Genomic DNA, 26,845 nt, shown 5'->3' on the forward strand with positions numbered 1-26,845 from the left:
CTCACCCCCGTTTGCCGGCGCGCCGGGTCAGCCATGCTTCCAGCCGATCATTGATCTCGCCGCGCAAGCCTTCATCAGCCACCTCTTCCAGCGCATCGGCGAGGAATGAAAGGACCAGAAGGACGATCGCCCGATCATAGGGCACGCCGCGCGAGCGAAGATAGAACAGGGCCGTCTCGTCGATCGCTCCGGTGGTCGAGCCGTGCGAGCAGACGACATCGTCGGCATAGATCTCAAGCTCGGGCTTGGCGAGGAACTGGCTGTCCTCATCCAGCAACAACGCCTGGCTGATCTGGTACCCATCGGTCTTCTGCGCGCCGGGTTTGACCAGGATCTTGCCTTGGAACACGCCCTTCGCACCGTTCTTCAGCACCTTCTTGAATACCTGCCGGCTTTCGCAACGCTCGGCGCCATGGGTGATGAAGACGGTGTCGTCGTGATGGAAGGGGCCGGTGTCACCATCACCAAGGACGGCGGCTGCGATGTGGCCAAGCGCGTCGTCGCCCACGAACTCGATCACGCCTTCGTTGCGCATCATCGTGCCGTTGACCGACAGCGTGAAGCTGCGGAACTGCGCCTCGCGGTCCACCCTGGCAAAGATCGCTGTGGTACCGACGGTCTGGTGCCCGGCGCGCTTCGCCGCGATGTGGTGCAATTTCGCTTCGGGCGCCAGATCGGCCTCGATCACGCCGTTGCTGCGCGCACCGACCATGCCGGTTTCCAGCAACGTCAATTCGGCACCCTCTTCCAACCGGATGACATGGTGCCAGTTCACGTCGGCATCCTGGGCCTCGCGCCGGTGCAGGATATGAACCGGCTTCGAGACGGTTCCGGTAACGCGGATCAGCACCCCTTCTGTAGCCGCGACCGTATTCAGCGCGGCGAAAGGACGGCTGACCGGGTTCTGGCCTGCCGCCTCCAGCTTACCATAGAGGTCCTTCGCCCAATGGTTCGCGTCGCCTTCGGCGTTCGACAGAATCGAGATTTCTGAGCCGTCCAAGGTCAGGTCGCTTGATGCTGCGGCGTCGAAACGGCCATCGACGAAGACCAGCAACAGTCGGTCGAGATCAGCGAACAGCGGGGAATCCGGCGCCTTGTCCTCAACCGGGATCGGCTGTGGGTTCGGGGCGTTGAACGCCTTCGGATCGGTGTAACGCCAGTATTCGTCGCGCGGTCCCGGCAACCCGGTGTCACGCAGACGCGACAGGGCATCCGATCGCGCCGCAGCGGTGAAACCGCCTTCCGGCAGGTCCAACGCATCCAGACGCGCATCGAGCGCGTTGGCAGGTTTCGGTGCTCCGCTGACCTGCGGCGTCAGGTCCTTTTGCTTGACGGCGACATCCGACATCAGCCGGCCTCCACGAGGTCGCCGTAGCCTTCTTCTTCGACCTGCAGCGCAAGCTCGGGGCCACCCGACTTCACGATACGCCCATTCGACATGATGTGGACGACATCGGGCTGAATGTGGTTCAGCAGGCGCTGATAGTGGGTGATGACAAGGAAACTGCGCCCTTCACTGCGCAGCGCGTTCACGCCGTCGGAAACAAGCCGCATCGCATCGACGTCGAGGCCCGAGTCGGTCTCGTCCATGATGCACATGCGTGGTTCCAGCATGGCCATCTGCAGGATCTCGTTGCGCTTCTTCTCGCCGCCCGAAAAGCCCACATTGACCGGACGCTTCAACATGTCGGCGTCGATCTTCAGATCCTTGGCCTTTTCGCGGATCAGCTTGAGGAAATCGCCCGCCGACACCTCATCCAGCCCCTTCGCCTTGCGCTGAGCGTTCAGCGCGGTGCGCAGGAAGGTCATGTTGCCGACGCCTGGAATTTCGACCGGATACTGGAAAGCCAGGAACAGGCCTGCGGCCGCACGCTCCTCGGGTTCCATGTCCAGCAGATCCTCGCCGTCGAGGCTGGCGGTTCCGTCGGTCACCTCGTAACCGTCGCGGCCCGACAGGACATAGGACAGGGTCGACTTTCCCGAGCCGTTCGGACCCATGATGGCGTGGACCTCGCCCGCCGGAACCTCAAGCGTGACCCCTTTCAGGATCTGCTTGTCCTCGTCTTCCAGCTTCACGTGCAGATTGTCGATCTTGAGCATGTTTTCCTCATCGGACGGTGGCTGCGGTGCCGCAGCGGGCACCGTCGTCATTTCAATTATGGCGGCAGATCAGCCGACGGAGCCTTCCAACGAGATGGCGACCAGCGACTGCGCCTCCATCGCGAATTCCATCGGCAGCGCCTGAAGCACCTCGCGGCAGAAGCCGTTCACGACCAGTGCGACCGCCTCCTCTTCATCCATCCCGCGCGAGCGGCAGTAGAACAGCTGGTCGTCGTCGACCTTGCTGGTCGTCGCCTCATGCTCGACCCGGCTCGAGGTGTTCTTGACCTCGATATAGGGGACGGTGTGAGCCCCGCATTCCGACCCGATCAGCAGGCTGTCGCACTGGGTGTAGTTGCGGCTGTTTTTGGCGCGCGGGTGCATCGTCACCAGACCACGATACGTGTTCTGCGCCTTTCCGGCCGAAATCCCCTTCGACACGATGCGCGAACGGGTGTCCTTGCCAAGATGGATCATCTTGGTACCGGTGTCCGCCTGCTGCATGTTGTTGGCGATGGCGATCGAATAGAATTCGCCCTGGCTTTCGTCGCCACGAAGGATGCAGGACGGGTATTTCCACGTGATCGCGGAACCCGTTTCCACCTGCGTCCACATCACCTTCGCCCGCGCCTCTCGGCAATCGGCACGCTTGGTGACGAAGTTGTAGATGCCGCCCTTGCCGTTCTCGTCGCCCGGGAACCAGTTCTGGACGGTCGAGTACTTCACCTCGGCATCTTCCAGCACCACGATCTCGACGACGGCAGCGTGCAGCTGGTTGGTATCGCGCTGCGGCGCGGTGCAACCTTCCAGATAGCTGACATAGCTGCCCTTGTCGGCGATGATCAGCGTCCGCTCGAACTGACCGGTATTCTCGGCATTGATCCGGAAATAGGTCGAAAGCTCCATCGGGCAACGAACGCCCGGCGGGACGTAGACGAAAGAGCCATCCGAAAAGACGGCGCTGTTCAGCGTTGCGAAGAAGTTGTCCGATTGCGGCACCACAGAGCCGAGGTATTTCTTCACCAGCTCGGGATGCTCGCGGATCGCTTCCGAGATCGAGCAGAAGATGACGCCAGCCTTGGCCAGCTCGTCTTTGAAGGTCGTGCCGACGGAAACGCTGTCGAAGACTGCGTCCACGGCCACCTTCCGGCCGTCGGCCGGTGCGGCATCGGCCCCTTCGACGCCTGCAAGGATCATCTGCTCCTTCAGCGGGATGCCCAGCTTTTCATAGGTCGCCAGCAACTTGGGATCGACCTCGTCCAGCGACTTCGGCTTCACTTCCATGCTTTTCGGGCGGGCGTAATAATACTGGTCCTGATAATCGATGACCGGATAGTTCAGCATCGCCCAGCGCGGTTCTTCCATGGTCTTCCAGCGGCGGAAGGCTTCCAACCGCCACTCGGTCATCCATTCCGGTTCGCCATTCTTCTCCGAAATCAGGCGGACGATGTCCTCGTTCACGCCCTTGGGCGCATAGTCCATCTCGATCTCGGTGTCCCAGCCATACTTGTAGGACCCCATGTTCTGCACGGTCTCGACCGTCTCGCGGTCGACACCTTCGCGCACTTCCAGATCGACGGTCTCGGTCATGATCTCACCTTCCTCCGGCCTCGCTCTCCGCCATCCCAGCGTTTCGCTCAGCCATTGCGTTCGCGCCAGCGTGAATACGCGCTTTCCCAGGCATCCGCAAACCGGTTCACCTGATCTTCCGTGACGGCCGGAGAGATCGAGATGCGGATGGCGCCACTGGCCGTCGCATCGTCGAAACCCATCGCCTGCAAGGCCCCGCTGGCCCTGACCTTGCCCGACGAACAGGCCGAGCCTGCCGACACGGCGAAACCCGCCAGATCCATCTGCATGACCTGCGTCTCGCCCTTCCACCCCGATGTAAGGATGCAGGTGGTGTTGGGCAAGCGGCGGACCCCCGCCCCCGCGATAACGGCATCCGGCGCCGCAGCCAGAAGCCGGGCTTCCAGCGCATCACGGCGGGCCGCCACTTCGTCCCAGACACCGAAGTCCAGATCAGCCTGCGCCGCCTTGGCGGCCGCCGCAAAGCCTGCGATGCCGATCAGGTTTTCCGTCCCCGCACGGCGCCCCTGCTCCTGACCGCCACCGCGGATGAGCGCTTCGACATCGGTCCCCTTGCGCAGGATCAGCGCGCCGACGCCCTTTGGCCCACCCAGCTTGTGAGCGCTGACGAAACCCGCCGTCACGCCCAGCCAGTTGAACGCCATCGGGACCTTGCCGAATGCCTGGGTCAGATCGCTGCTGGCCAGACCCTCGGGCAGATCCTGCATCACCCCGGTCTCATTATTGGCCAGTTGCACGCTGGCGCGCGACGGGTCGGGCACACCGATGATCCCATCACGATCGACCGACAGCGCCGGGTCGCACCAGACCTTGATCGCGCTGTGCTCGACCGGTGCGCAGGCGATGCCCTTGCCCGCAAGCACCATCGCCGCGGCTTCCGTTGTGCCCGAGGTGAAGACCACGTCCGCGCCTTCTGCGCCAAGCGCGACCGCGACATCCTCGCGGGCACGCTCAAGCGCCATCTTCGCCACGCGGCCTTCGGCATGGACCGATGACGGGTTGCCGCCGATCTCCATCGCTTCGATCATGGCGGCCTTCACCTCGGCGCGCAGCGGCGTGGTCGCGTTCCAGTCCAGATAGGCGCGCATCATTCGCCCCCGATCCGGTCGGCGATACGACGGGCCAGTTCACGGGCGACGGCATCCTTCCCCATCCGTGGCCAAGGCTCTGCGCCCTCGTCGGTGATCAGCACGACGGCGTTTTCGGTCCCGCCCATGATCCCGGTTTCGGGACTGACGTCGTTTGCCACGATCCAGTCGCAGCCCTTGCGCTTTCGCTTGGCCGTGGCGTGGGCCACGACGTCGTCCGTCTCGGCCGCGAAACCGACGACCAGACCCGGTCGCGATGCCCCCCGGCCCGAGATCCAGGCAAGGATGTCCGGGTTCTCGGCAAAGTCCAGCGCCGGAAAAGTGCCGGACCCGTCCTTCTTGATCTTCGAGCTGCTCGCGTTCTTCACCCGCCAGTCCGCGACCGCGGCAGCCATCACCGCTGCGTCTGCGGGCAGAGCGCCGGCTACCGCGCGGCGCATCTCTTCTGCGGTTTCGACGCCGATGACATCGACCTCCGACGGAGGGGGCACCGTCGCGGGTCCGGTCACGAAGCTGACCCGCGCGCCCAGGTCTCGCAAGGCCGCGGCAATGGCGCTGCCCTGTGCACCCGAAGAGCGATTGGCGATATAGCGGACGGGGTCGATCGGTTCGTGGGTCGGTCCCGAGGTGACGATGACATGACGTCCGTCCAGCGGACCGGGCGCTGCGCCCTTGCCCGGCACCACCTGCGCCTCTGGCAACAGCCGCAGCGGCGCGGGCGCATCCAGCGCGGCGCCAATCGCGGCCATGATCGCCTCGGGTTCGGCCATGCGCCCCGCGCCGTATTCGCCGCAGGCCATGTCACCGGTGTCCGGCCCGACCGCCATGATACCGTCGCGGCGGAGCAGGTCCAGGTTCCGCCGTGTCGCCGGGTGGTTCCACATCCGGACATTCATCGCGGGCGCGACCAGAACCTGCTTGTTCGATGCCAACAGCAGGGTCGAGGCCAGATCGTCCGCCAGCCCGTGCGCCATCTTGGCCAGCAGGTCCGCCGTCGCGGGCGCCACCACCACCAGATCGGCATCGCGGGTCAGGCGGATATGGCCGATCTCGGCCTCTCGGCTGGCATCCCACAGATCGTCCTGGGTGGTTTCGCCCGCCAGCACGGACAGCGTCATCGCCGTGACGAACTGCGCGCCGCCATGAGTCAGGACCGGCGTGACCGACAGATTCTCGGCCCGCATCAACCGGACCAGCGCCGGGATCTTGTAGGCCGCGATGCCGCCGCCCACGATCAGAAGAATGCGCCGTCCGTCCATCGGCAGCCTCCGCATGATGCCTGTCAGACAGATAGACCGCGACCGCCCCAGCGGCAAGGAAGCCGGGCCACGCCGCGGGCGCGCGTTAACCTTTCCTTAAGCCGGGCGCGTTAACCATTTTGCCAAACGGGGGTGTGATGGTCGCGATAGCCTATTCGGTGGCCTTCGAGGGCGTGGAGGCGCGCCTGGTCGAGGTTCAATGCTCGGTCGCGCCCGGCATTCCCGGCTTCGGCATTGTGGGCCTGCCCGACAAGGCAGTCAGCGAGGCGCGAGAGCGGGTCCGCTCGGCCTTCGGGGCGATGGCGATCGCGCTGCCAAACAAACGCCTGACGGTGAACCTGTCGCCCGCCGACCTGCCGAAGGAAGGCTCGCATTTCGACCTGCCCATCGCACTTGCCGTGCTGGCCGCGCTGGAAATCATCCCGGCCGACGAACTGGCGCGCTGCGTCTGTCTGGGCGAGTTGGCGCTGGATGGTCGCCTGGTGCCCGTCGCGGGGGCCCTGCCCGCCGCAATGGCCGCGTCCGAGGAAGACCGTGCGCTGATCTGCCCGAAACACTGCGGACCCGAGGCGGCCTGGGTCGAATCGGTCCCCGTCCTCTCCCCAGCGACGCTGCGCGAAGCTGTCGATCACCTCACCGATCGCGCGCCGATCGCGCGTGCGTCGCCCGGTATGGCAGAGGCCCCGGCACCGGTGACCTGCCTTTCTGCCGTCAAAGGGCAGGAACGCGCCAAGCGCGCGCTGGAGATCGCTGCCGCCGGTCGCCATCACCTGCTGATGGTCGGCCCGCCCGGCGCCGGCAAGTCGATGATGGCCGCTTGCCTGCCAGGGCTGATGCCGCCCCTGGGTGCGATGGAAGCGCTCGAAACCTCGATGATCCACTCGCTGGCCGGCACGCTGGGGACCGAAGGCATCTCGCGCCAGCCGCCCTATTGCTTTCCGCATCACACGGCGTCGATGGCCGCGATCGTGGGCGGCGGGCGCGGCGCGAAGCCGGGTCAGGTGAGCCTTGCCCATAACGGCGTCCTGTTCATGGACGAGTTTCCCGAATTTTCGCGGCAGGTGCTGGAAACGCTGCGCCAGCCGATCGAGACGGGCGAGGTTGTCGTCGCAAGGGCGAACGCCCACGTGCGCTATCCGTGTCGGTTCCTGCTCTGCGCCGCCGCCAACCCCTGCCGCTGCGGGCATCTGGCGGACCCTGCGCGCGCCTGCAACAAGGCGCCCGTCTGCGGCGAGGATTACCTCGGCCGCATATCCGGGCCGTTGATGGACCGGTTCGATCTTCGGATCGAGGTGCCGGCGGTCAGCTTCCTCGACCTAGACACACCGAATGCCGGTGAGACGTCGGCGACCGTGGCCGCCCGTGTCGCCGCGGCGCGCGCAATCCAGACCCGCCGTTTCGCCGATCATCCTGCCGTTCGGGTCAATGCCGAGGCCAGCGGCGCGCTGCTGGACCAGATCGCTAAGCCCGACGCGGAAGGCCGCGCGCTGATCCTGAAGGCGTCCGAGAAACTAGGCCTCAGCGCACGTGGCTATCACCGCATTCTGCGCACGGCGCGCACGATCGCCGACCTGGCGGGAGAGGCTGATATCCGCGCCCCGCACCTTGCCGAAGCGGTCAGCTATCGTCTTGCCTTCCTGCCAGGCGGCTGACACGCGCTGCGACGCAGCATGAGGTCGCGTTCGGAACGTGCGAGGTCGCCCGCAGCCTAGCGATAGCGTCCATTTCGCGGCGAAGTAGAGCCGACGACGCGGCCGATGGTCGGCCGAATGCGACAAAGGAAGTCCCATGCTGCGCGAACCCGACGTCCTCTCGATGCTGATGCGGCGCAAGCCCGCGCATTCGCTGGCACAGGAATTCTATTGCGATCCCGACATCTTTCAGATCGACATGGATCGGATCTGGTATCGTGACTGGCTGTTCGCGATCCCATCGTGCGAAATCCCCAAGACCGGCGACTACGTCGTCCACCAGATCGGCGTCTATTCCGTCGTCATCGTTCGCGGTGCCGACCGCGAGATCCGGGCCTTCCACAACACCTGCCGGCATCGCGGCTCGGTCCTGTGCAAGTCGAGCAAGGGCCGCAACCCGAAGCTGGTCTGCCCCTATCACCAATGGACCTACGACCTGGACGGCAAGCTGCTTTGGGCGCGCGACATGGGGCCGGACTTCGATCCCAAGGCACATGGGCTGAAGCCGGTCCACTGCCGCAATGCCTCCGGCATGGTCTATATCTGCGTCGCCGATCAGGCGCCGGACTTCGAGGAATTCGCGGCGACCGTCGCGCGATATCTGGCACCGCACGATCTGGAGAACTCGAAGATCGCCTTCGAAAGCACGATCGTCGAGAACGGCAACTGGAAGCTCGTCTGGGAAAACAACCGCGAATGCTATCATTGCGCGGGCAACCACCCATCGTTGTGCCGGACCTTTCCGGAAGACCCGCGTGCGGCTGCCAACGGCCCGGACGGCGACGTCAGCGAAGAGGTCCGTCGCCATGTCGAGCGCTGTGAAAGGGCCGGAGCGCCCGGCGCCTTCGTGATCGCCGATCGCGGCGACTGGCGGCTGATGCGCACGCCGCTGCTGGACGGCGCCGAAAGCTACACGATGGACGGCAAGGCAGCGGTGGCAAAACCAAATTCCTCGATCCCTTTCAAGGACGCAGGCACCCTTCTGAAGTTCAAGTATCCAGGTACCTGGAACCATTTCCTGTCCGACCACGTCACGCTGTTCCGGATGACGCCGCTCGACACGACCCGAACCGAGATGCGCACCACCTGGCTGGTCCACAAGGATGCGGTCGAGGGCGTCGATTACGACGTCACTCGTCTGTCCGAGGTCTGGGTCGCGACGAACGATGAAGACCGAGAGGTGGTCGAGAACAACCAGCGCGGCATTCAGACACCGGCCTACGCGCCCGGCCCCTATTCCGAGATCCATGAAGGCGGCGTGATCCAGTTCGTCGACTGGTATGCACAGGCGATGGTGGATTCGATCACCGGTCGGGCCGCGATCGCGGCGGAATGATCCGATGGCGCAACACATGGATCTCAGCGCACCCGACGATATCGCCATCTGGCGCGACGACGAGCCGCTGGAATGCTGCGCCATCGTGCCCGAGGCGCCCGATGTCGCGACCTTCAGCTTCGTTTCGCCTTCGGGGGCGCTCTTTCGCCACAAGCCGGGGCAGTTCCTGACGTTGGAACTGCCGGTGCCGGGCGGGACGGTCTGGCGGACCTACACGATCTCGTCCTCACCGTCGCGCCCCTTGGGAATATCGATCACCGCGAAGGCGCAGGGTGACAGCATCGGCACGCGCTGGATGATGGACAACCTGAAACCGGGGATGCGGCTGAAGGCCAGCGGCCCGGCGGGGATCTTCACGCTGCCGGTGCGCGAGCGGAAGAAATATCTGTTCATCTCGGCCGGGTCCGGGGTCACGCCGTCGCTGGCGATGACCACCTATCTCTACGACCGCGGCACCGAGATCGACGTCAACTTCATCAACTGTGCCCGCCGCCCTTCCGAGATCATCGCCCGGCAGCGGTTGGAACAGATGGCGTCGCGCGTGCCGTCGATCAAGCTGTCGTTCATCGTGGAGGAAGACGATCCCTACCGCGTGTGGACCGGCTTTCGCGGCCGGCTGAACCAGGTGATGCTGGGCCTGATCGCCAGCGATTACCTGGACCGCGAGGTCTATTGCTGCGGTCCCGAGCCATTCATGGCGGCCGTACGCGAGATGCTGATCGCGCTTGGCTACGACATGGACCGTTACCATCAGGAAAGCTTCGAAAAGCCGGTGGAGACGGTGGCCGAACAGGTCGTGCCCGAAGATCTGGTGCCCGATGCCGCAAGCGAGGCCGAGGTCGCCTTCGCCAAATCCGGCAAGACCGCAATCTGCGCCGAGACCGACACGATCCTCGCGGTCGCCCGGGCATCAGGCATCGTGATCCCGTCGGGTTGCACGTTCGGGGTGTGCGGGACATGCCGCATTCGCAAGCTGGAAGGCCAGGTTCTGATGGTCCACAGCGGCGGCATTTCGGACGACGACATCGAGGACGGATTCATCCTCGCCTGCTGTTCCAAGCCGATCGGCAAGGTCGCCGTCGAGGTATGAATCAAACCCGACGGCCATGAGGCGGTGCGGCAGGAAGCTGCCGCAATGTCTTGCAAATTTGAATGAAATGGTGAGCCCAACAGGATTCGAACCTGTGACCCACTGATTAAAAGTCAGTTGCTCTACCAACTGAGCTATGGGCCCACGCAGGGGGCTCTCTAGGGGGGTCATCCCGGTGGGTCAAGCGGAAAAATCGCCAGCACTGGCGTGATCGCAGGGATGGGACTATATCGCGCGCCATGACGATGGATTCCCCGGCCGGCCTGCATTTCATGAAGATGCACGGGCTCGGCAACGACTTCGTGGTGCTGGACCTGCGCGGCGGCGGCGAGCTGCCGGCGCCCGAGACTGTCATGCGTATCGCCGACCGCAATCGGGGCGTCGGTTTCGACCAGATGGCGGCGATCCTGCCCGGCAAGAATACCGATGCGCGCCTGATTTTCTGGAACGCGGACGGCAGCCGCAGTGCCGCCTGCGGCAACGCGACACGCTGCATCGCACGACATCTGATGGATGAAACCGGCGCGACCGCGCTGAGGCTTCAGACCGAACATGCGGTCCTTGCCGCCGAGGATGCCGGCGATGGCCTGACGCGCGTGAACATGGGCCAGCCGGTGCTGGACTGGCGGGCGATCCCGCTGGCGCATGCGGTGGACGTGGACCACCTGCCGATCGAGGGCGATCCGGTGGCGACCGGAATGGGCAATCCGCACATCACCTTCTTCGTGGACGACGCCGCCGCGATCGAACTGGAACGCTTTGGTCCGACCCACGAGCACCATCCACTCTACCCCGAGCGCACCAATGTCGAAGTCGTCCAAGTCATCTCGCGGGATGAAATCATGCTGAGGATCTGGGAACGCGGAACGGGGGCGACGCTTGCCTCTGGCTCCTGCTCCTGCGCGGCGGCAGTGGCTGCGGCGCGTCGCGGCCTGACGGGTCGGCAGGTCAGTGTCAACGTACCGGGCGGGCAATTGAAGATCGACTGGCGCGAGGACGGCGTCTGGATGGAAGGCCCGACCGCCAATGTCTTCGATGGTGTCTGGCATGGGTGAGGCGCCGATCTTCTCGACCCTTGGCTGCCGGCTTAATGCCTACGAAACCGAGGCGATGCGCGAAATGGCGGAAGCCGCCGGCCTGCCGCGCGCGGTCGTCGTGAACACCTGCGCCGTGACGGCAGAGGCCGTGCGCAAGGCACGGCAGGAAATCCGCCGCCTGTCGCGCGAAAACCCCGGTGCGCCGGTCATCGTCACCGGCTGCGCGGCGCAGACCGAGCCCGAGACCTTCGCCGCCATGCCCGAAGTGACCCGCGTCATCGGCAACCATGAAAAGATGCTGCCCGAAACCTGGAGCGGCTTGCGCGGCGCGGACTTCATCGGTGAAACGGAAAAGGTCCAGGTCGACGACATCATGTCCGTACGCGAGACGGCGGGCCATCTGATCGACGGGTTCGGCCGCCACCGCGCCTATGTTCAGGTCCAGAACGGGTGCGACCATCGCTGCACCTTCTGCATCATCCCCTTTGGTCGCGGCAATTCGCGCAGCGTGCCCGCGGGTGTCGTGGTCGAGCAGATCAAGCGCCTGCGTGATCGGGGCTTCAACGAGGTCGTGCTGACCGGGGTCGATCTGACCTCATGGGGTGCGGACCTTCCCGGCGAACCCCGTCTTGGCGATCTGGTCATGCGCATCCTCCGGCTGGTTCCGGATCTGCCGCGGCTGCGCATCAGCAGCATCGATTCGATCGAGGCGGACGAGAACCTGATGCTGGCCATCGCGACCGAACCGCGTCTGATGCCGCATCTGCACCTCTCGCTGCAGGCGGGCGACGACATGATCCTGAAGCGCATGAAGCGCCGCCACCTGCGCGACGATGCGATCCGGTTCTGCGAAGATGCGCGCCGACTGCGTCCCGCCATCGTGTTCGGCGCCGACATCATCGCGGGGTTCCCGACGGAGACCGAGGCGATGTTCCAGAACTCGGTGCGCCTGGTTCAGGATTGCGGCCTGACGTTCCTGCATGTCTTTCCCTACTCGGCCCGCAAGGGCACGCCCGCCGCACGGATGCCCGCAGTGCGCGGCCCAGCCATCCGCGACCGTGCCGCCCGCCTGCGCGAGGCGGGCGATGCCGCGCTGCGCCGCCATCTGGACGCGCAGTCCGGTCAATCGCGGCGGGTGCTGACCGAAGGCCCAAGGCTCGCGCGTTGCGAGGATTTCACCGAAGTCACCTTCGACACCGATCAGCCCGAAGGCACGCTTCTCGATGTGATCATCACCGGTCACGACGGTCAGCGACTCGCCGCCTGATGCACCCCAACCCCGCCTTTCGCAAAGCCACGCGTGAACAGAACCTGGCCTTCGCCCAGCGGATCGGCTTCGGCATGCTGACCGTGCCGGGCGATCCCTGGCCACTGGCGGCGCATGTGCCGTTCGTGGCTGGCGATGACGGGATCGAACTGCACCTCGCGCGATCGAATCCGATCTGCCGTGCAGCCCCTGCACCAGCCTTGCTTGCTGTCAGCGGAGTGGACGCCTATATCTCGCCCGACTGGTACGGCGTGCCCGATCAGGTCCCGACCTGGAACTACATCGCCGTCCATCTGCGCGGACGGCTGGAGCCGCTGCCGCTCGAGACCTTGCGCGATCACCTTGACCGCCTCTCCGATCATTTCGAGGCCGAACTGGCCCCGAAGCCGATCTGGAAGACCGCCAAGATGACGCCGGAGGTTCTGGACCGGATGCTGCGGATGATCCTGCCCTTCCGTCTTGTGGTCGAGGATGTTCAGGGCACCTGGAAGCTGTCGCAGAACAAGCCCGATGACGTGCGGCTGGCGGCGGCGGACCACGTGGAGGACACAGTGGCTGCGCTGATGCAAGAGCCGCCCTGCTGAAACGGCGCCCTACCCCGACGCACCTTGCCGCCGCCAGTCGCGGGACATAACGTGGCACCCATGACGTTGCTATACACCCATACCGACGGCGCCGCGCATGTGACGCCCCCAGGTCACCCGGAACAGGTCGCCCGCTACAAGGCGGTGATCGATGCGCTGGCGGATCTAGACCTCGACCGGCGCGAGGCGCCCATTCCCGCCGATGCCGAAATCCTGCGCTGCCATCCGCAGCGCTATCTCGACCGCATCCGCAGCAACATTCCCAACGACGGCTGGGCGATGCTGGACAGCGACACGCATCTGTCGCCCGGATCCCTGAACGCCGCCCTGCGGTGCGTCGGCGGTGCCTGTGCAGCGGTCGACGCGGTTCTGGCTGGCGAGGCCAAGACCGCCTTCGTGGCCATGCGCCCGCCCGGCCACCACGCCGAGACGGAAACGCCGATGGGCTTCTGCCTGTTCGGGACCGTTGCAATTGCCGCGAAGCGGGCATTGGACGATCACGGGCTCGAACGGGTCGCGGTGCTGGACTTCGACGTCCACCACGGCAACGGCACACAAGATCTGCTGTGGGACGAGGGACGCGTCTTCTTCACCTCGTCCCATCAGATGCCGCTATATCCGGGCAGTGGCGCGCCCAGCGAAAAAGGTGCGCATGGCCAGATCATGAACGTTCCGCTTCGCCCCGGCTCTGACGGCGCGACGGCACGCGCCGAATGGGACCTGATCCTCAAGCGGATGGCAGATTTCAAGCCGCAGCTGATCATCGTCTCGGCGGGCTTCGACGCGCATGAGGACGATCCACTGGCGAACCTGATGTGGGATGAAACCGACTTCGTCGCCATCACCCGCGCGATCTGCAACGCGGCAGCGGATCTGTCCGTGCCCGTGGTGTCGTGTCTCGAGGGTGGCTACGATCTCGCCGCGCTCGGCCGGTCGGCCCGCGCGCATGTCGAAGTCCTGATGGAGGCCGAAGGATGAGCGAGATCGATCCGGCAATGTCCTTCGAGGACGCGATGAAGGAACTGGAGGCGACCGTCGGCAAGCTGGAGACCGGCGAGGCGTCGCTGGAGGAATCCATCGCGCTTTATGAGCGGGGCGCCCTGTTGCGCAAGCATTGCGAGAAGCGCCTGCGCGAGGCCGAGGAGCGGGTAGAGAAGATCACGCTCGGCAGCAACGGCGAGCCGACCGGCACCGTGCCGGCGGATGGCCTGTAGCCCAGGATGCTGGACCGACTCGACGAGGTAAAGGCGCAGGTCGCGACCGCGCTGGACGGTGCGCTGGCGGCGCTGCCCGAGGGCGAACTGCGCGACGCGATGCGCTATGCCTGCATCGGCGGCAAACGCATTCGAGCATTTCTGGTGATGGAATCCGCTCGGCTGCACGGGATCGCGGACAATGCGGCGCTGCCCGTCGCGGCGGCGGTCGAGGCGCTTCATGCCTACAGCCTGGTCCATGACGATCTGCCCGCGATGGACGACGACGACCTGCGCCGTGGCATGCCCACCTGCCATGTCCAGTGGTCCGAAGCGACGGCCATCTTGGCGGGCGACGCGCTCCAGACGCTGGCGTTCGGCCTGCTGACCGATGAGACGATCGGCTCGGAAGCTGCGCGCCTTTCGCTGATCGCCGCATTGTCTCATGCGGCGGGTGCGAGCGGCATGGTCTGGGGCCAGTCGCTCGACATCGCGGCCGAAACGGCTGCCGAGCCCCTGGGCCTCAAGGCAATCACTCGTCTGCAGGGTGCCAAGACCGGTGCACTGATCACCTTCTCGGCATCCGCGGGTCCGCTGATCGCCGGCGCCGATCCGACGCCATTGCGGGATTATGCTAACGCGCTCGGCCTCGCCTTCCAGATCGCCGACGACATGCTGGACGTGACCGGCGACGAGGCAGAGACGGGCAAGCGCGTCGGCAAGGACGACGCCGCCGGCAAGGCCACCTTCGTGTCCCACCTTGGGCTCGACGGCGCCCGCACGCGGGCTGAAGCCTTGGTGGCAGAGGCAGAGGCCGCGCTGGAGCCCTACGGCGAGGCCGCCGGAAACTTGCGCGCGCTGGCGCGTTTCGTTATCGACCGCGACAATTAGGCAACCGCCTTCAGCCGCCCCCGACCCGACGAAGGGCAAGCCATGACAGATTTCCACCCGCCCTCGGAAACGCAGATCCTTGATCGCGTCAAACTGCCCTCGGACCTCAAGTCCCTGAGCGACCGAGAGCTGAACCAGCTTGCGCGAGAGCTGCGAGCCGAGACGATCAGCGCCGTCAGCGTGACAGGCGGGCATCTAGGCGCGGGTCTGGGGGTCGTCGAACTGACCGTCGCGCTGCATGCCGTCTTCGATACGCCGCGCGACAAGATCATCTGGGATGTCGGCCATCAGTGTTATCCCCACAAGATCCTGACCGGACGCCGCGACCGCATCCGGACGCTGCGGATGGGCGGCGGGCTGGCGGGTTTCACCAAGCGCGCCGAGAGCCCTTATGATCCGTTCGGGGCGGGGCATAGCTCGACCTCGATCAGCGCGGCTTTGGGCTTCGCGATGGCCCGCGAACTGGGCGGCGATCCCGGCGACGCGGTCGCGGTGATCGGCGACGGTGCGATGAGCGCCGGCATGGCCTATGAGGCGCTGAACAACGCCGGCGATCTGGGAAAGCGGCTGTTCGTGATCCTGAACGACAACGAGATGTCGATCGCGCCACCAGTCGGCGCAATGTCGTCCTACCTGACCCGGCTTTATACCGGCGGCCCCTTCCAGGAACTGAAATCGGTCGCCAAGGGCGCCGTGGGCCTGCTGCCTGAAAGCATGCAGGAGGGTGCCCGCCGCGCCAAGGAGATGTTGAAGGGCATCACGGTCGGCGGCACCTTGTTCGAAGAGCTGGGCTTTTCTTATATCGGCCCGGTCGACGGCCACGATCTGGACCAGTTGCTGCCGCTGCTTCGCACGGTGAAGGCACGCGCCACCGGCCCCGTCCTGATCCACACGGTCACGACCAAGGGCAAGGGATACGGCCCGGCCGAAACGGCTGCCGACAAGGGCCACGCGACGGGCAAGTTCGACGTCGTGACGGGCGTTCAGGCGAAAGCCAAGGCCAACGCGCCAAGCTACACGTCGATCTTCGCCAAGGCCCTGATCGACGAGGCCAGCCGTGACGACCGCATCGTCGGCATCACGGCCGCAATGCCCGACGGCACCGGGCTGAAACAGTTCGCCGAGCGTTTTCCGCGCCGATCCTTCGACGTCGGCATCGCGGAACAGCATGCGGTGACTTTTGCTGCAGGTCTTGCCGCAGGCGGCATGAAACCATTCTGCGCCATCTATTCGACATTCCTGCAGCGCGGCTACGATCAGGTTGTTCATGACGTCGCCGTCCAGAACCTGCCGGTTCGCTTTGCGATCGACCGCGCGGGTCTTGTCGGGCAGGACGGCCCCACTCATGCCGGCGCCTACGACATCGCCTATCTCGCGAACCTGCCGGGTTTCGTGGTGATGGCTGCGGCGGACGAGGCCGAACTGATCCACATGGTGGCGACCGCTGCAGCCCATGACACCGGTCCGATCGCGTTCCGGTTTCCCCGTGGCGAAGGCGTGGGCGTCGACCTTCCCGAACGGGGCGAGGTGCTGCCGATCGGCAAGGGTCGGATGATCGCCGAAGGACGCGGTGTCGCAATCCTGTCGTTCGGGACGCGCCTGTCCGAGGTAATGAAAGCGCGCGAAGCCCTGTCGGCCCGGGGCATACAGCCGACCGTGGCGGATGCGCGTTTCGCCAAGCCGCTGGATCGCGACCTGATCCTGCGGCTAGCGTCCGAACACGAGGCGCTGATCACGATCGAGGAAGGTGCCGTGGGCGGCTTCGGCAGCCATGTCGCGCAGCTTCTCGCCGACGAGGGCGTCTTCGATCATGGCCTGCGGTTCCGCTCGATGGTCCTGCCTGATCGCTTCGTGGACCATGATGCGCCCTTCGCGATGTACGACACCTCGGCCCTGAATGCGCCCCAGATCGAAGCCAAGGTTCTTGAGGTGATGGGAGTAGCCCAGATCGAGGGCGCGCGCGCCTGACGACGGTCGCGCCCCTCAGGGCAATCACTGATAGCTGCGGACCAAGGCCGAGGCGAGCAGCGTCCAGCCGTCCACGACAACGAAGAAGGCCAGCTTGAAGGGCAAGGCCACGATCGCGGGCGGGACCATCATCATCCCCATCGACATCAGCACTGCGGCCACGACGAGGTCGATGATCAGGAAGGGGAGCGCGATCAGAAAACCGATCTCGAAGGCGCGCTGAATTTCGGACAGCATGAAGGCCGGTATCAGCACCGACAGCCGGTCGGGTGCGCCTGCGGGATCCGGTGCGATCTCGGCCATTGCGGCGATGGTGTCGGGCTCGGTTCGGCCCGACATGAAGCCGCGAAACGGCTCGATCCCCCGCTCGAAGGCTTGTGACAGCGTGATCGTACCGTCCTGCAGTGGCTGGCCCGCGACCTGCCAGGCTTCGCGCAGGACCGGGTCCATGATGAACCACGTCAGGAAGATCGCGAGGCTGACGATCAGCATGTTGGGTGGCGATTGCTGCAGGCCCAGTGACTGGCGCAAGATCGACAACACGGTCACGATGAACGGAAAACAGGTCACCATGATCGCGATGCCGGGTGCCAGAGACAGCGCCGTGAGCGCCAGCACCAGCAGGATTGCGTTCTGTCCCAGTCCGCCTGTGAGACCGGCTGCATCGCCGAGGCCACCCAGATCCTGCGCGACGGCAGCCGCCGGAAGCAGCAGCGCGAACAACGCCGCGATCGCAGCAGCGCGGATCAATTGCATCAGGCCGCCTCGCCGGGACCGATGATGCGCACGCAGAGCCTGTCGTCGGGCGAGCCGTCCCCGGTCAGCTCACCCCGCGCGATGACCCGATCCCCGATGCAGATCTCGACACCGTCGGTGATGGCCTGATCCAGCGTGATGATATCGTCGGCCCGCAACGCCGACAGTTGCGCGACGGTCTGTCTGGTCCGGCCCAGCCTGATCGTCACATCAACCATGATGTCGCTGGTATCGACCAGGTGGGTGAAATCGTCGGTCATGGCGCTTCCTCCTGAAGCTCGGCGATGAGACGGCGGATCTCGGCCACCGCCCTGTCCTGCGAAAACTCGATGCGGCCGGTGCCGGGCGTGAGGGTGATCCCGGCTTTGTCGGACGTGGGGGTATAGGTCATCCGCTCCAGCCCGACTTGTGATGCGATCGCCAAGACCATCTCCTGCAGCGCCGCCGGTCCGGCGATGGCGAGCGGAGCGACAAGCGTGCCACCCGCGAGCCGCGCCAGTTCCGCTTGCAGATCCTCGCGCATGCGGCGTGCCGGGCCCGCCTCGGCGAAAATATCAACGATGGCGTCAAGGACTGGCGCAAGCGCCGCAACCGTTTCCGCGCGGCAGGCAGCGGCGCGGACGGAATCGTCAGCAAGCGATCGGGAGAGGGTGTCGATGGCGTGGGTCATTGCCGCAACGTCTTCGGATCGACCCGCCTGCTCTCCGGCGCGAAAGCCTTCGTTTCTCGCGCGGGCCAGATCCTCGGCCGTATGTCGCGCGTGGCCGTGTCCAGCCGGATCGATCGCGAAGGTTTCGAACTTGATGGCTGAACCGATCACAGCGCGTCCTCCTTGCGCTCGATCCACGTCGACAGGATCTTCATGCTTTCATCCTGGCGCTCGCGCATCATTTCGCGCAGGCGAGCGACCGGATCGGCGGGCGGCAGTGCGAGCCGATCGCCGGTGTCGCTGCCGGGCCCGATCAACGCGGCCGTGTTGCCAGCAGTCGATTGCGGCGGCTCGATGATGGCGGCGGCCGTGGTCGCGACGGGCAGACTGTCGTCCAGAAGCTTCGGCGGCGTCGCGGATGGTGCAGGCAGGCTGCGCGCGCGCAGGACGGGCCGCAGCACGACGAAGGCCACCGCAAGCGCGAAAAGGCCGATAAGTGCCACGCGGATCAGACCGTTCAGCTCCAGCCTCTCCAGCAGACCGGGCGCCGAAGCCAGCGCACCCTGATCACCGAGCGCCGCGAAGGGCAGCGATTTCACGGTGATCTGGTCCCCTCGCTGCGCGTCGAACCCGACTGCCGAGGCAACCAGTTCGCGGATCGTCTCCAGCTCCAGATCGGGGCGTGGAACGATTGTCGTTTCGCCCTGGGCATCCGTCTGCGCCACGCCGTTGACCAGCACCGCGACCGTTAGCCGCTTGACCGAACCGGGCTGGCGCGTCACCTCGCGCGTGACCCGGCTGACTTCGTAATTCTGCTGCTGACGGTTTTCGGACCGCGCCGACTGGCTCTGATCGCCCGCCTGCTCCTCGGCGTCGGGCAGGTTCGACGCTGCGGTGACCGCCGGGGTGCCTGTGCTGCTGCTTTCGTCGCTCGTCTCCTCGGTCACCTCGGAAATCAGTGCGCGTTCCTGTGGATCGTAGCGCTGTTCGGTCATCACCTCGGCTTCGGTCACCAGATCCAGGTTCAGCTCGACGATCGCGTTGCCGGCGCCGACATGCGGCTCGATGATGCGCTCGACATTGCGCTTCATCTCGCTGGCCCGATCGCTCGCGGTCATGTCGTCGCCAGGTGCGACCACGCCGCGCGCTGAATCGATCACCGTCACGCTGTCGGGGGACATGCCGGGCACACCCGACGAAACCAGGTATTTCAGCGATGCCGCCTGTTCCTTGGTGATCGGCTGACCGTTCGTCGTCAGCGTCACCGATGCCTGACCCGCCGTCTCGCGCCGATAGCCGCGCGCCGCATCGACCGCCAGATGCACCCGCGCGGTCTTGATGTTGGGAAGCGCAAGGATCGTGCGCGCCAGCTCGCCCTCTTTCGCACGCCAATAGGCCGCGTCGAACATCTGCGAGGTGGTGCCGAAACCCGACATCCCGTCCAGCAATTCGTAACCCTGGGTGCTGCTCGACGGCAGACCCTGGGCCGCGAGATCCAGTCGCAGACGGTCACGCTGAGCGGCATCGACGAAGATCGAATCGCCCCTAACCTCATAGGCCACGCCAGCACGCTCGACGCCCGCCACAACCTCGCCCGCTGTCGCGGTGTCGAGCCCGCCATAAAGCAGTGCCATCGACGGACGGTTGGCCAGCCAGGCAAAGCTGGAGATAGCCATGAAGGCCGCCAGAAAGGCGCCGATCAGGACCAGTTTCTGCTGCGCGGTTCGCGCGCCCCAATATTCCTGCAGTTTTTGCAAAACCAGGGCCTCTCGAATCAGGACAATGCGTTTCAACACCGCCGTTCTGGCATGGCCCCCGTTAAGAATTGGTTAGTGCCAGAGTGTTAGATCGGTCTCATGACGGACGGAGAATCACGATGACCGAACCAGCCCCCGCCTCGCCAGAAAGCTCGCCGCGAAAGAAGGGCAAGCTGATTCCTCTGCTGTTGACCGCGATGGCTGCGCTCGGCGGGTTCGGCGCAGCCTATACCGGTCTCTGGTCGGCGATGGACCTTCTGTCCCCGGCCGAGGCCAGGCCTCACGATGAAAAGCCGGTGGCCGAATTCGTCGCCGTCCCGGTGATCGATCTGACGCTGCAGGGCGCGCGCTCCCGCAATCTCGTGCTCGCCGCCATGATCGAGACCACGCAGGACAAGGCCAAGGACATCGAACACACGATGCCGCGCGTATCGGACGCCTTCAACGGCTTCCTGTCCGGCATCGATCCCGCCGCCTTCGACAAGCGCGGCGTGCTGGAGATCGTCCGCGCCGAATTGCTGACCCGGAGTCGTGCGATCCTCGGCGACGAGGTTGTGCACGACCTGCTGATCACGGAGTTCAGGCTGAAATGACATTCGAGACGATACTGCAGGGTGTGATCCTGGCCGGAGCGTTGGGACTTGCCGCTTTTTGCACCGTGTTGGCGCGCCGCCTTCGCAGGCTCAACGATCTGGAAACAGGGCTTGGCGGTGCAATCGCCGTGATGGCGTCCGAGGTCGACCGACTGGAAAAGGCCATCATCGCCGCGCGCGACGAGGCAAAGACGGCCAGCGAAGCGCTGGCGATCGAGATTGCACGCTCGCGCAGCGAGCGCGCCAACTGGGAACTGCATCGCAAGATCGCCGAAGCCGCGCCCATAATGCAGATCGCGCCGCGCCCTGCGACTCCCAGCCGCCGTCTGCGCAAGCGCGAGGGTCAAAGCCATGCGTAAGACAGGACTGCCGGTGATCGGCCTCATCCTCGCATTGCCCGCCGCCGCCTACGGACTGCGTCACGCCGATCTTGGCGCCAGCCTGTTTGCGGTGGCCGAGGCGCCCACCATGCTGGAGGGCTGCGGCGACGTGCCCGAGGCGGTGGCGCTGGCGGGTGAATTGAACGTCCGCGCGCTTCGGATCGAGCGCTACATGGAAGAACTGGAAAACCGCAAGCGCGAGATCGCAGAGGCAGAGCTGACCCTGAAAAACAAGCTGGCCGAACTGAAATCAGTCCGCGACGGCATGCGGTCGCAACGAACCGTCGACAAAAGCGCAGTGCAGTCCGACATCGACCGTCTGGTCGCGGTCTACGATCAGATGAAGCCGGCCGAAGCGGCCGCGGTCATCGGCAACCTGCCACCCGATTTCGCCGCCGAAATCCTGATGCGCATCCAGCCGGAAGCAGGAGCACGCATCATCGCCGCCGTCGCGCCGGAACAGGCCGCGATGCTGACAACCCATATGGGCGCCCGCAGCGCCAAGAATCGATAGGAGCCACGCATGTTCGGACTTGTCGGCATCGTGCTGACCGTGGCCATGGTCTTTGGCGGCTACCTTCTGGCCGGCGGCAAGCTGGCGGTCATCCTGCACTCGCTGCCTTTCGAGATGATGATGATCGGCGGTGCGGCCGTCGGGTCCTATCTGCTGTCGAACAGCACCGCCGTCCTCAAGCATACGCCGAAGGCGCTGATCCGAGCCTTCAAGGGACCGCGCTGGACGACGCAGGACCATCAGGACGTGCTGTGCCTGCTGTACCAATTGTTGCGGATCGCTCAGGCCAACCAGATTGCGCTGGAGGAACATGTCGAGGCACCCGAGGCCTCGTCGATCTTCACCGCCTATCCTCGGCTTCTGGCCGATCACGAGGTGATCTCGCTCATCACCGACACGCTGCGCTCTGCCAGCCTGAACTACGACGATCCCTACCAGGTCGAGGAAATGCTCTCGCGCCGCATCGCCAATCTCAGCGAAGAGGAAATGCATGTCCCGCACGCGCTGCAAAGCGTCGCCGACGCACTGCCGGCGCTCGGGATCGTCGCGGCAGTGCTGGGTGTCATCAAGACGATGAGCTCGATCGACGAGCCGCCGACCGTTCTGGGAAAGATGATCGGCGGGGCGCTGGTCGGAACCTTCCTGGGCGTTTTTCTGGCCTACGGTCTGGTTGCCCCGCTGGCGCAGCGGCTGAGCAACGTCATCAAGCAGGATCTGGGCTTCTACGATGTGGTCAAGTCGGTCCTTATCGCCGGGCTGCATCAGCATGCGACCAACCTTTGCGTCGAAGTCGGACGACAGGCGATCCCGGACCATGTCCGGCCGGAATACAATGCCCTGGAAGACGCGCTTCGCGACCTGAAGCGGGCGGCGGCCTGATGCGATCCTGTGCGTGCCTTGTCGTGCTGCTCGTCGCGTCGTCGATATGCGGCAGCGCCTCGGCGGAAGCAGTGCTTGATACCGAGGTCAGACCTCAGGCGCAGCCATTCATCGATGCCGCCGAACTGCGCCTGCTCGGCGGTCAGCCGCTAGAGCCCGATTATCGCCAGCACCTGCTCGCGATGGAGCCTGACCAGAGGTTGCAGGCGATCGTCTGGCTGCGCCGCTCGGGCATGCTGGTTGATCGAACCTGGTCGCTGGACGACCTGATGCGTCCCGCGACGCGACTGAACCAGGAGGTCGGCGATGAGCCTCGCATCCGCGGCCGCTGAGACCGGCCGTGGCGGATCGGGAAACCCGATCCTGATCACCGGCGCATTGGTTCTGATCGTCGTCTCGCTGGTGATCCCGATGCCGGCGGGCTTTCTTGATTTCGGCATCGCGATTTCGATCGCCGTGTCGGTCCTTGTCCTCGTCATGGCATCTCTGGTCGAGAAGCCGGTCGACTTTCAGGCTTTTCCGGTCCTGCTGCTCGTTTCGCTGGTGATCCGGCTGTCGCTCAACGTGTCCTCGACGCGTCTGATCCTGACCGAGGGCCATACCGGCACCGATGCGGCGGGCGAAGTCATCAACGGCTTCGCGCATTTCGTGGCTGGAGGTTCGGTGCTGGTCGGCATTACCGTCTTCGGCGTGATCACCATCGTCAATTTCATGGTCATCACGAAAGGGTCGGGCCGGATGGCCGAAGTCTCGGCGCGGTTCGCACTGGACTCGCTGCCAGGCAAGCAGCTCGCGATCGACAGCGATCTGAGTTCCGGCGCGATCACCCATGAAGAGGCCAAGCAGCGTCGTATCATGGAATCGCGCGAGATCAGCTTTTTCGGATCGCTCGACGGCGCATCGAAATTCGTCAAGGGCGACGCCATCGCCGGCCTCGTCATCACGATGGTCAACCTGATCGTGGGCCTCGCCGTCGGGATCATGGTTCATGGCATGGCCCTTGGCGATGCGGCGCGCAGCTATTCCTTCCTGACCATCGGCGACGGTCTGGTCAGCCAGATCCCCGCGCTCATCACCTCGATGGCGGCTGCGCTGCTGCTGTCGCGCGGCGGTGCTACAGATACTACCGCGCAATTGCTGACCGGGCAATTTCTCCGCGGCTGGCAGGCGCCCGCAATCGTCGCGGGCGCGATGGCGGTGCTGTCGCTGGTTCCAGGCATGCCGAAGCCGGTTTTTCTCGCGATCGCCGTGGCGATGGGTATCGCCGCGTTTCTGGTCGCCCGGCGCAAGGCTGCGATCGACGCGAGGCCGCCCGTCGAGATGGCACCTGTTGCCGAAGAGCGCGCCAGCCGGATCGGCGATATCCTCGACACCGACGACATCAGCGTCGAAATCGGCGGTGATCTGGTCGCGATCGCGCTGGACCCGGCCCGCGGCCTTGGGACCCGCGTCAACAACCTGCGCATCCATATCGCGCGGAGTTTCGGCCTGATCCTGCCCGAGGTGCGGATCACCGATACCGACGATCTGGCGGCGGGGGATTACCTGATCCGCATTCAGGGCGTGGTGCGCGGTCGCGGTACCCTGCGCCCGCACGAGATCCTTGCGCTCGGCTCGGACGCCATGCTGGACGAGATCGGCGGCATCGCGGTACGCGAGCCCGTCTATGCCACGCCCGCACGCTGGATCGCGCGTGAAAGCCAGCACGAGGCCGCCGTGATCGGCGCGACCGTCGTCACCCCGATGGAGGTGCTGTCCACGCATCTGATGGAGGTGGTGAAGGCCCATCTTCCCGCATTGCTGACGCAATCCGCACTGCAGCGACAGATCGATGAGCTGAAGAACCTCAGCGATGGCGAGCGCGCGACCCGTTACCGCAAATATTTCGACGCGATGATCCCCGACAAGGTCTCGCCCGACATCTTGCTGTCGGTTCTGCGCGCCCTGCTGGAAGAGCGGATCTCGATCCGGAACCTGCCCCTGATCGTCGATGCGGTTTCCGAATTCCGTGGCGTGGATCAGGTCGAGACCGTCTATGAACTCGTCCGCAAACGGCTCCGCGGTCAGATCACCCAGGCGCACGCAACCGAAGGCGGCCAGATCAACGTGATCCAGTTGCATCCGGGATGGGAGGCCGAATTCGTGCGTTCGGATGCCGAAACCGGGCGCGCCGCGGCCGGTGCGATGACGCCCGAACTGTCGCGCCGCCTGACCGAGGCCGCACGCCGCGCCGTCGCATCAGTCGATGCGATGACCAGCCCGGTGATCGCGACGCCGGATCACCGGCGTCGGATGGTGCGCGCGGTTCTGGGGTCGAACGGAATCGCCATGCCGATCCTCGGCATCGAGGAGATCGATCCGCTGGCCGATCTGCGCCTGATCGGCACGATCGAGCTGGCATGAACCTCGACGATCTCGCCCGGACGCTGCCCGGCTTTGACTGGAGCCTCGCGCTGGTCTATCTGCGCATCCAGGCGATGATCCTTGCGCTGCCGGGCTTCGGCGAGCGGGTGTTGCCAGTCCGGGTCAAGGTTGCCATCGCTATGGCGCTGAGCCCGCTGATGACCGAACTTGCGCCTGCGGCGACCATGCCCGAGACGCCGCAGGCCATTCTTGCCGCGGCCCTGCCCGAGATCGTGATCGGCTTTGCCGCAGGGACGCTCCTGCGCATTATCGCCATCGCGATGGACATGGCCGCGACCGCGATCGCGATGACGGCCTCCCTCGCGCAGCTGATCGGCGGCACCGGCGATTCCGCCCCGCACCCGATCGGCAACATGCTGCATCTGGGCGGGCTCGCGGTCCTGTTCGCCCTGGGGCTGCCTGCGATGCTGGTCGACCTGATCGCCGATACTTTCGTGATCTGGCCCAGCGGCGGGCTGCCCGACATCGCGACGCTTGCGCCGGCCGCTGCAGGATTCGTTGCCCAAAGCTTCGGCCTCGCGATGCTGCTGGCGGCGCCGTTCATCCTGGGCGGCCTTCTCTTTCAGGCGCTCAGCGGCGTCATCAATCGCGTGATGCCCGCGCTGCCCGTCGTATTCATTGGCGCACCTGCGGCGATCCTGCTGGCGCTGGTGGCGCTCGCACTCTTCGTGCCGATGATCGTCTCTCTCTGGGCCGATGCGGTCCTGTCCTTCACCCTCCCGAGGCCTTGATGAGCGAGGACAAGGACGACAAGCAGTTCGACGCGTCCGAACAGAAGCTGCGCAAGGCCCGCGAAAAAGGCGATGTGCCGCGCTCGACCGAACTGAATGCAGCCGCGATGTACATCGGCATCTGGCTGGCGCTGGCGGTCTCGGCAGGCTTCGCCGTCAGATCTTGGACGGCTCTCGCCACGACCGCGATCGGGTCGGACGGGTGGCCGCGTTCCGATACCTTCGATCTGGCCACCGCTTTGGGTGTCAACGCATCGCTGGCCATCACCGGGCTGATCGCTGTTCCCGCGGTGACCGTCGTGCTGGGTCTTCTGGGTCAGCGTGCGCTGGTCTTTTCAGGTCAGAAGCTCGCCCCCGATCTGAAACGGATCGATCCATTCAAGAACGCTAAGCAGAAGTTCGGGACATCGGGCCTCGTGACGTTCGCGATCTCGCTCGGCAAGGCGGCACTGGTCTGCGCTGGCGGCTGGTATCTGTTCGATGCGCTTCTGGGCGTCGTCACGAACTCGGCATTGATGCGCGAAGGTCAGTGGATGCTGGGCATTCCGCTGATCCTCCAGCGGGTGCTGATCCTGGCAATCGTGGTTTCTGCCGCCTTCGCCATCGTCGACATGCTGTGGAAGCGCCACGAACATCTGAAACAGAACCGGATGTCGCGACGCGAGGTCGAGGACGAGCACAAGGATTCCGAGGGCGACCCGCACCTGAAGGCGGCGCGCCGCCAGAAGGCGGTCGAGATCGCAACCAGCCAGATGCTGAGCGATGTCGAACGTGCCGACGTCGTGATCGTCAATCCGACGCATTATGCCGTGGCCCTGGAATGGAAGCGCGGCAGCGGGCGCGCCCCGGTCTGCCTTGCCAAGGGGGTGGACGACGTCGCGGCGCGGATCCGCGAACGCGCGACCGAACACGGCGTTCCGATCTGGTCCGATCCGCCCTGCGCTCGCGCCCTTCACGCGACCGTCGATCTCGGCGCCGAAATCCAGCCGGACCAGTTCGCGCCAGTCGCCGCCGCGATCCGCTTTGCCGAGAAGATGCGCGCCCGCGCGCGATCGGGCTGGTAAGCCG

Annotated in this window: 27 protein-coding genes and 1 tRNA gene; 18 read left to right on the forward strand and 10 right to left on the reverse strand. The window is 65.2% G+C overall.

Features of this window, described 5'->3' with window-relative positions; translation table 11 throughout:
- Position 1: 1 nt before the first annotated feature.
- The 5 genes from MLD63_RS11460 to coaBC form a co-directional block, all read right to left on the reverse strand.
- Entirely contained in the window at positions 2-1,348 is a 1,347-nt protein-coding gene (locus tag MLD63_RS11460; RefSeq protein WP_255330052.1) for a SufB/SufD family protein, read from the reverse strand.
- A complete protein-coding gene (sufC, locus tag MLD63_RS11465; protein WP_255330457.1) occupies positions 1,348-2,100 on the reverse strand; it encodes a Fe-S cluster assembly ATPase SufC in 753 nt (250 codons plus the stop codon). The genes MLD63_RS11460 and sufC overlap by 1 nt, the downstream gene beginning before the upstream one ends.
- Before the next feature lie 69 nt (positions 2,101-2,169).
- Positions 2,170-3,690, reverse strand: coding sequence for a Fe-S cluster assembly protein SufB (sufB, locus tag MLD63_RS11470; RefSeq protein ID WP_255330053.1), 1,521 nt, complete (start codon positions 3,688-3,690; stop codon positions 2,170-2,172).
- Between the two features lie 47 nt (positions 3,691-3,737).
- Positions 3,738-4,781 (reverse strand): cysteine desulfurase family protein, encoded by a 1,044-nt coding sequence (locus MLD63_RS11475; RefSeq protein WP_255330054.1) that lies wholly within the window; start codon positions 4,779-4,781, stop codon positions 3,738-3,740.
- Positions 4,778-6,037 carry a bifunctional phosphopantothenoylcysteine decarboxylase/phosphopantothenate--cysteine ligase CoaBC gene (coaBC, locus tag MLD63_RS11480; RefSeq protein WP_255330055.1) on the reverse strand — a complete coding sequence of 420 codons (1,260 nt, stop codon included), beginning with the start codon at positions 6,035-6,037 and terminating at the stop codon, positions 4,778-4,780. The genes MLD63_RS11475 and coaBC overlap by 4 nt, the downstream gene beginning before the upstream one ends.
- 137 nt (positions 6,038-6,174) lie before the next feature.
- Between coaBC and MLD63_RS11485 the strand changes: the two genes are divergently transcribed.
- From MLD63_RS11485 to MLD63_RS11495, 3 genes are all read left to right on the forward strand, one after another.
- Entirely contained in the window at positions 6,175-7,689 is a 1,515-nt protein-coding gene (locus MLD63_RS11485; RefSeq protein WP_255330056.1) for a YifB family Mg chelatase-like AAA ATPase, read from the forward strand.
- 136 nt (positions 7,690-7,825) lie between these two features.
- Positions 7,826-9,064, forward strand: a complete 1,239-nt coding sequence (locus MLD63_RS11490) for an aromatic ring-hydroxylating oxygenase subunit alpha (RefSeq protein ID WP_255330057.1) — start codon at positions 7,826-7,828, stop codon at positions 9,062-9,064.
- A 4-nt stretch (positions 9,065-9,068) separates the two neighbouring features.
- Entirely contained in the window at positions 9,069-10,154 is a 1,086-nt protein-coding gene (locus tag MLD63_RS11495; protein ID WP_255330058.1) for an FAD-binding oxidoreductase, read from the forward strand.
- A gap of 68 nt (positions 10,155-10,222) precedes the next feature.
- On the opposite strand, the gene MLD63_RS11500 is transcribed toward MLD63_RS11495, so the two are convergent.
- Positions 10,223-10,298: transfer RNA gene (locus tag MLD63_RS11500), tRNA-Lys, on the reverse strand.
- A gap of 95 nt (positions 10,299-10,393) precedes the next feature.
- Between MLD63_RS11500 and dapF the strand changes: the two genes are divergently transcribed.
- Genes dapF through dxs form a run of 7 tightly spaced genes read left to right on the forward strand, consistent with a single transcriptional unit; the run spans position 10,394 to position 17,094 of the window.
- A complete protein-coding gene (gene dapF / locus MLD63_RS11505) occupies positions 10,394-11,209 on the forward strand; it encodes a diaminopimelate epimerase (protein WP_439957656.1) in 816 nt (271 codons plus the stop codon).
- Complete coding sequence (gene mtaB, locus MLD63_RS11510; protein WP_439957657.1) at positions 11,181-12,458, forward strand: tRNA (N(6)-L-threonylcarbamoyladenosine(37)-C(2))-methylthiotransferase MtaB; 1,278 nt, start codon at positions 11,181-11,183, stop codon at positions 12,456-12,458. Before dapF ends, mtaB begins: the two co-directional genes overlap by 29 nt.
- Entirely contained in the window at positions 12,458-13,042 is a 585-nt protein-coding gene (locus MLD63_RS11515; RefSeq protein WP_255330059.1) for an FMN-binding negative transcriptional regulator, read from the forward strand. The genes mtaB and MLD63_RS11515 overlap by 1 nt, the downstream gene beginning before the upstream one ends.
- Positions 13,043-13,102: 60 nt before the next feature.
- Positions 13,103-14,020, forward strand: coding sequence for a histone deacetylase family protein (locus MLD63_RS11520; protein WP_255330060.1), 918 nt, complete (start codon positions 13,103-13,105; stop codon positions 14,018-14,020).
- Positions 14,017-14,256, forward strand: a complete 240-nt coding sequence (locus MLD63_RS11525; protein WP_255330061.1) for an exodeoxyribonuclease VII small subunit — start codon at positions 14,017-14,019, stop codon at positions 14,254-14,256. The genes MLD63_RS11520 and MLD63_RS11525 overlap by 4 nt, the downstream gene beginning before the upstream one ends.
- A gap of 6 nt (positions 14,257-14,262) precedes the next feature.
- Positions 14,263-15,126 carry a polyprenyl synthetase family protein gene (locus tag MLD63_RS11530; RefSeq protein WP_255330062.1) on the forward strand — a complete coding sequence of 288 codons (864 nt, stop codon included), beginning with the start codon at positions 14,263-14,265 and terminating at the stop codon, positions 15,124-15,126.
- Between the two features lie 42 nt (positions 15,127-15,168).
- Positions 15,169-17,094, forward strand: coding sequence for a 1-deoxy-D-xylulose-5-phosphate synthase (gene dxs, locus MLD63_RS11535; RefSeq protein WP_255330063.1), 1,926 nt, complete (start codon positions 15,169-15,171; stop codon positions 17,092-17,094).
- Between the two features lie 24 nt (positions 17,095-17,118).
- On the opposite strand, the gene fliP is transcribed toward dxs, so the two are convergent.
- Genes fliP through fliF form a run of 4 tightly spaced genes read right to left on the reverse strand, consistent with a single transcriptional unit; the run spans position 17,119 to position 20,292 of the window.
- On the reverse strand, positions 17,119-17,850 hold the full coding sequence (fliP, locus tag MLD63_RS11540) for a flagellar type III secretion system pore protein FliP (protein WP_255330064.1): 732 nt from the start codon (positions 17,848-17,850) through the stop codon (positions 17,119-17,121).
- On the reverse strand, positions 17,850-18,110 hold the full coding sequence (locus tag MLD63_RS11545; protein WP_255330065.1) for a FliM/FliN family flagellar motor switch protein: 261 nt from the start codon (positions 18,108-18,110) through the stop codon (positions 17,850-17,852). The genes fliP and MLD63_RS11545 overlap by 1 nt, the downstream gene beginning before the upstream one ends.
- Positions 18,107-18,670, reverse strand: a complete 564-nt coding sequence (locus MLD63_RS11550) for a hypothetical protein (protein WP_255330066.1) — start codon at positions 18,668-18,670, stop codon at positions 18,107-18,109. Before MLD63_RS11550 ends, MLD63_RS11545 begins: the two co-directional genes overlap by 4 nt.
- The gene (gene fliF, locus MLD63_RS11555; protein WP_255330067.1) at positions 18,667-20,292 is read right to left on the reverse strand and encodes a flagellar basal-body MS-ring/collar protein FliF; all 1,626 of its coding nucleotides are present in this window, start codon (positions 20,290-20,292) and stop codon (positions 18,667-18,669) included. The genes MLD63_RS11550 and fliF overlap by 4 nt, the downstream gene beginning before the upstream one ends.
- A gap of 83 nt (positions 20,293-20,375) precedes the next feature.
- Between fliF and MLD63_RS11560 the strand changes: the two genes are divergently transcribed.
- The 8 genes from MLD63_RS11560 to flhB are packed head-to-tail and all read left to right on the forward strand — an operon-like array spanning position 20,376 to position 26,841.
- Positions 20,376-20,849: a flagellar basal body-associated FliL family protein gene (locus tag MLD63_RS11560; protein WP_255330068.1), complete on the forward strand. Its 474-nt coding sequence runs from the start codon at positions 20,376-20,378 to the stop codon at positions 20,847-20,849.
- Positions 20,846-21,208 (forward strand): hypothetical protein, encoded by a 363-nt coding sequence (locus tag MLD63_RS11565; RefSeq protein ID WP_255330069.1) that lies wholly within the window; start codon positions 20,846-20,848, stop codon positions 21,206-21,208. The genes MLD63_RS11560 and MLD63_RS11565 overlap by 4 nt, the downstream gene beginning before the upstream one ends.
- Positions 21,201-21,743 (forward strand): MotE family protein, encoded by a 543-nt coding sequence (locus MLD63_RS11570; RefSeq protein ID WP_255330070.1) that lies wholly within the window; start codon positions 21,201-21,203, stop codon positions 21,741-21,743. Before MLD63_RS11565 ends, MLD63_RS11570 begins: the two co-directional genes overlap by 8 nt.
- A gap of 9 nt (positions 21,744-21,752) precedes the next feature.
- The gene (motA, locus tag MLD63_RS11575) at positions 21,753-22,622 is read left to right on the forward strand and encodes a flagellar motor stator protein MotA (protein WP_255330071.1); all 870 of its coding nucleotides are present in this window, start codon (positions 21,753-21,755) and stop codon (positions 22,620-22,622) included.
- Positions 22,622-22,954 carry a hypothetical protein gene (locus MLD63_RS11580; RefSeq protein ID WP_255330072.1) on the forward strand — a complete coding sequence of 111 codons (333 nt, stop codon included), beginning with the start codon at positions 22,622-22,624 and terminating at the stop codon, positions 22,952-22,954. Before motA ends, MLD63_RS11580 begins: the two co-directional genes overlap by 1 nt.
- Positions 22,929-25,025 carry a flagellar biosynthesis protein FlhA gene (locus MLD63_RS11585; protein ID WP_255330073.1) on the forward strand — a complete coding sequence of 699 codons (2,097 nt, stop codon included), beginning with the start codon at positions 22,929-22,931 and terminating at the stop codon, positions 25,023-25,025. The genes MLD63_RS11580 and MLD63_RS11585 overlap by 26 nt, the downstream gene beginning before the upstream one ends.
- A complete protein-coding gene (locus MLD63_RS11590) occupies positions 25,022-25,777 on the forward strand; it encodes a flagellar biosynthetic protein FliR (protein ID WP_255330074.1) in 756 nt (251 codons plus the stop codon). Before MLD63_RS11585 ends, MLD63_RS11590 begins: the two co-directional genes overlap by 4 nt.
- A complete protein-coding gene (gene flhB / locus MLD63_RS11595) occupies positions 25,777-26,841 on the forward strand; it encodes a flagellar type III secretion system protein FlhB (protein WP_255330075.1) in 1,065 nt (354 codons plus the stop codon). The genes MLD63_RS11590 and flhB overlap by 1 nt, the downstream gene beginning before the upstream one ends.
- Positions 26,842-26,845: the final 4 nt, after the last annotated feature.

Origin of the sequence: Paracoccus albicereus (genome assembly GCF_024359525.1) — a bacterium.
Classification (GTDB): Bacteria; Pseudomonadota; Alphaproteobacteria; order Rhodobacterales; family Rhodobacteraceae; genus Paracoccus; species Paracoccus albicereus.

Coding starts and splice junctions, on each gene's coding strand:
- MLD63_RS11460 (WP_255330052.1), bottom strand. CDS start 1,348: ATGTCGGATGTCGCCGTCAAGCAAAAGGACCTGACGCCGCAGGTCAGC.
- sufC (WP_255330457.1), bottom strand. CDS start 2,100: ATGCTCAAGATCGACAATCTGCACGTGAAGCTGGAAGACGAGGACAAG.
- sufB (WP_255330053.1), bottom strand. CDS start 3,690: ATGACCGAGACCGTCGATCTGGAAGTGCGCGAAGGTGTCGACCGCGAG.
- MLD63_RS11475 (WP_255330054.1), bottom strand. CDS start 4,781: ATGATGCGCGCCTATCTGGACTGGAACGCGACCACGCCGCTGCGCGCC.
- coaBC (WP_255330055.1), bottom strand. CDS start 6,037: ATGGACGGACGGCGCATTCTTCTGATCGTGGGCGGCGGCATCGCGGCC.
- MLD63_RS11485 (WP_255330056.1), top strand. CDS start 6,175: ATGGTCGCGATAGCCTATTCGGTGGCCTTCGAGGGCGTGGAGGCGCGC.
- MLD63_RS11490 (WP_255330057.1), top strand. CDS start 7,826: ATGCTGCGCGAACCCGACGTCCTCTCGATGCTGATGCGGCGCAAGCCC.
- MLD63_RS11495 (WP_255330058.1), top strand. CDS start 9,069: ATGGCGCAACACATGGATCTCAGCGCACCCGACGATATCGCCATCTGG.
- dapF (WP_439957656.1), top strand. CDS start 10,394: ATGACGATGGATTCCCCGGCCGGCCTGCATTTCATGAAGATGCACGGG.
- mtaB (WP_439957657.1), top strand. CDS start 11,181: ATGTCTTCGATGGTGTCTGGCATGGGTGAGGCGCCGATCTTCTCGACC.
- MLD63_RS11515 (WP_255330059.1), top strand. CDS start 12,458: ATGCACCCCAACCCCGCCTTTCGCAAAGCCACGCGTGAACAGAACCTG.
- MLD63_RS11520 (WP_255330060.1), top strand. CDS start 13,103: ATGACGTTGCTATACACCCATACCGACGGCGCCGCGCATGTGACGCCC.
- MLD63_RS11525 (WP_255330061.1), top strand. CDS start 14,017: ATGAGCGAGATCGATCCGGCAATGTCCTTCGAGGACGCGATGAAGGAA.
- MLD63_RS11530 (WP_255330062.1), top strand. CDS start 14,263: ATGCTGGACCGACTCGACGAGGTAAAGGCGCAGGTCGCGACCGCGCTG.
- dxs (WP_255330063.1), top strand. CDS start 15,169: ATGACAGATTTCCACCCGCCCTCGGAAACGCAGATCCTTGATCGCGTC.
- fliP (WP_255330064.1), bottom strand. CDS start 17,850: ATGCAATTGATCCGCGCTGCTGCGATCGCGGCGTTGTTCGCGCTGCTG.
- MLD63_RS11545 (WP_255330065.1), bottom strand. CDS start 18,110: ATGACCGACGATTTCACCCACCTGGTCGATACCAGCGACATCATGGTT.
- MLD63_RS11560 (WP_255330068.1), top strand. CDS start 20,376: ATGACCGAACCAGCCCCCGCCTCGCCAGAAAGCTCGCCGCGAAAGAAG.
- MLD63_RS11565 (WP_255330069.1), top strand. CDS start 20,846: ATGACATTCGAGACGATACTGCAGGGTGTGATCCTGGCCGGAGCGTTG.
- MLD63_RS11570 (WP_255330070.1), top strand. CDS start 21,201: ATGCGTAAGACAGGACTGCCGGTGATCGGCCTCATCCTCGCATTGCCC.
- motA (WP_255330071.1), top strand. CDS start 21,753: ATGTTCGGACTTGTCGGCATCGTGCTGACCGTGGCCATGGTCTTTGGC.
- MLD63_RS11580 (WP_255330072.1), top strand. CDS start 22,622: ATGCGATCCTGTGCGTGCCTTGTCGTGCTGCTCGTCGCGTCGTCGATA.
- MLD63_RS11585 (WP_255330073.1), top strand. CDS start 22,929: ATGAGCCTCGCATCCGCGGCCGCTGAGACCGGCCGTGGCGGATCGGGA.
- MLD63_RS11590 (WP_255330074.1), top strand. CDS start 25,022: ATGAACCTCGACGATCTCGCCCGGACGCTGCCCGGCTTTGACTGGAGC.
- flhB (WP_255330075.1), top strand. CDS start 25,777: ATGAGCGAGGACAAGGACGACAAGCAGTTCGACGCGTCCGAACAGAAG.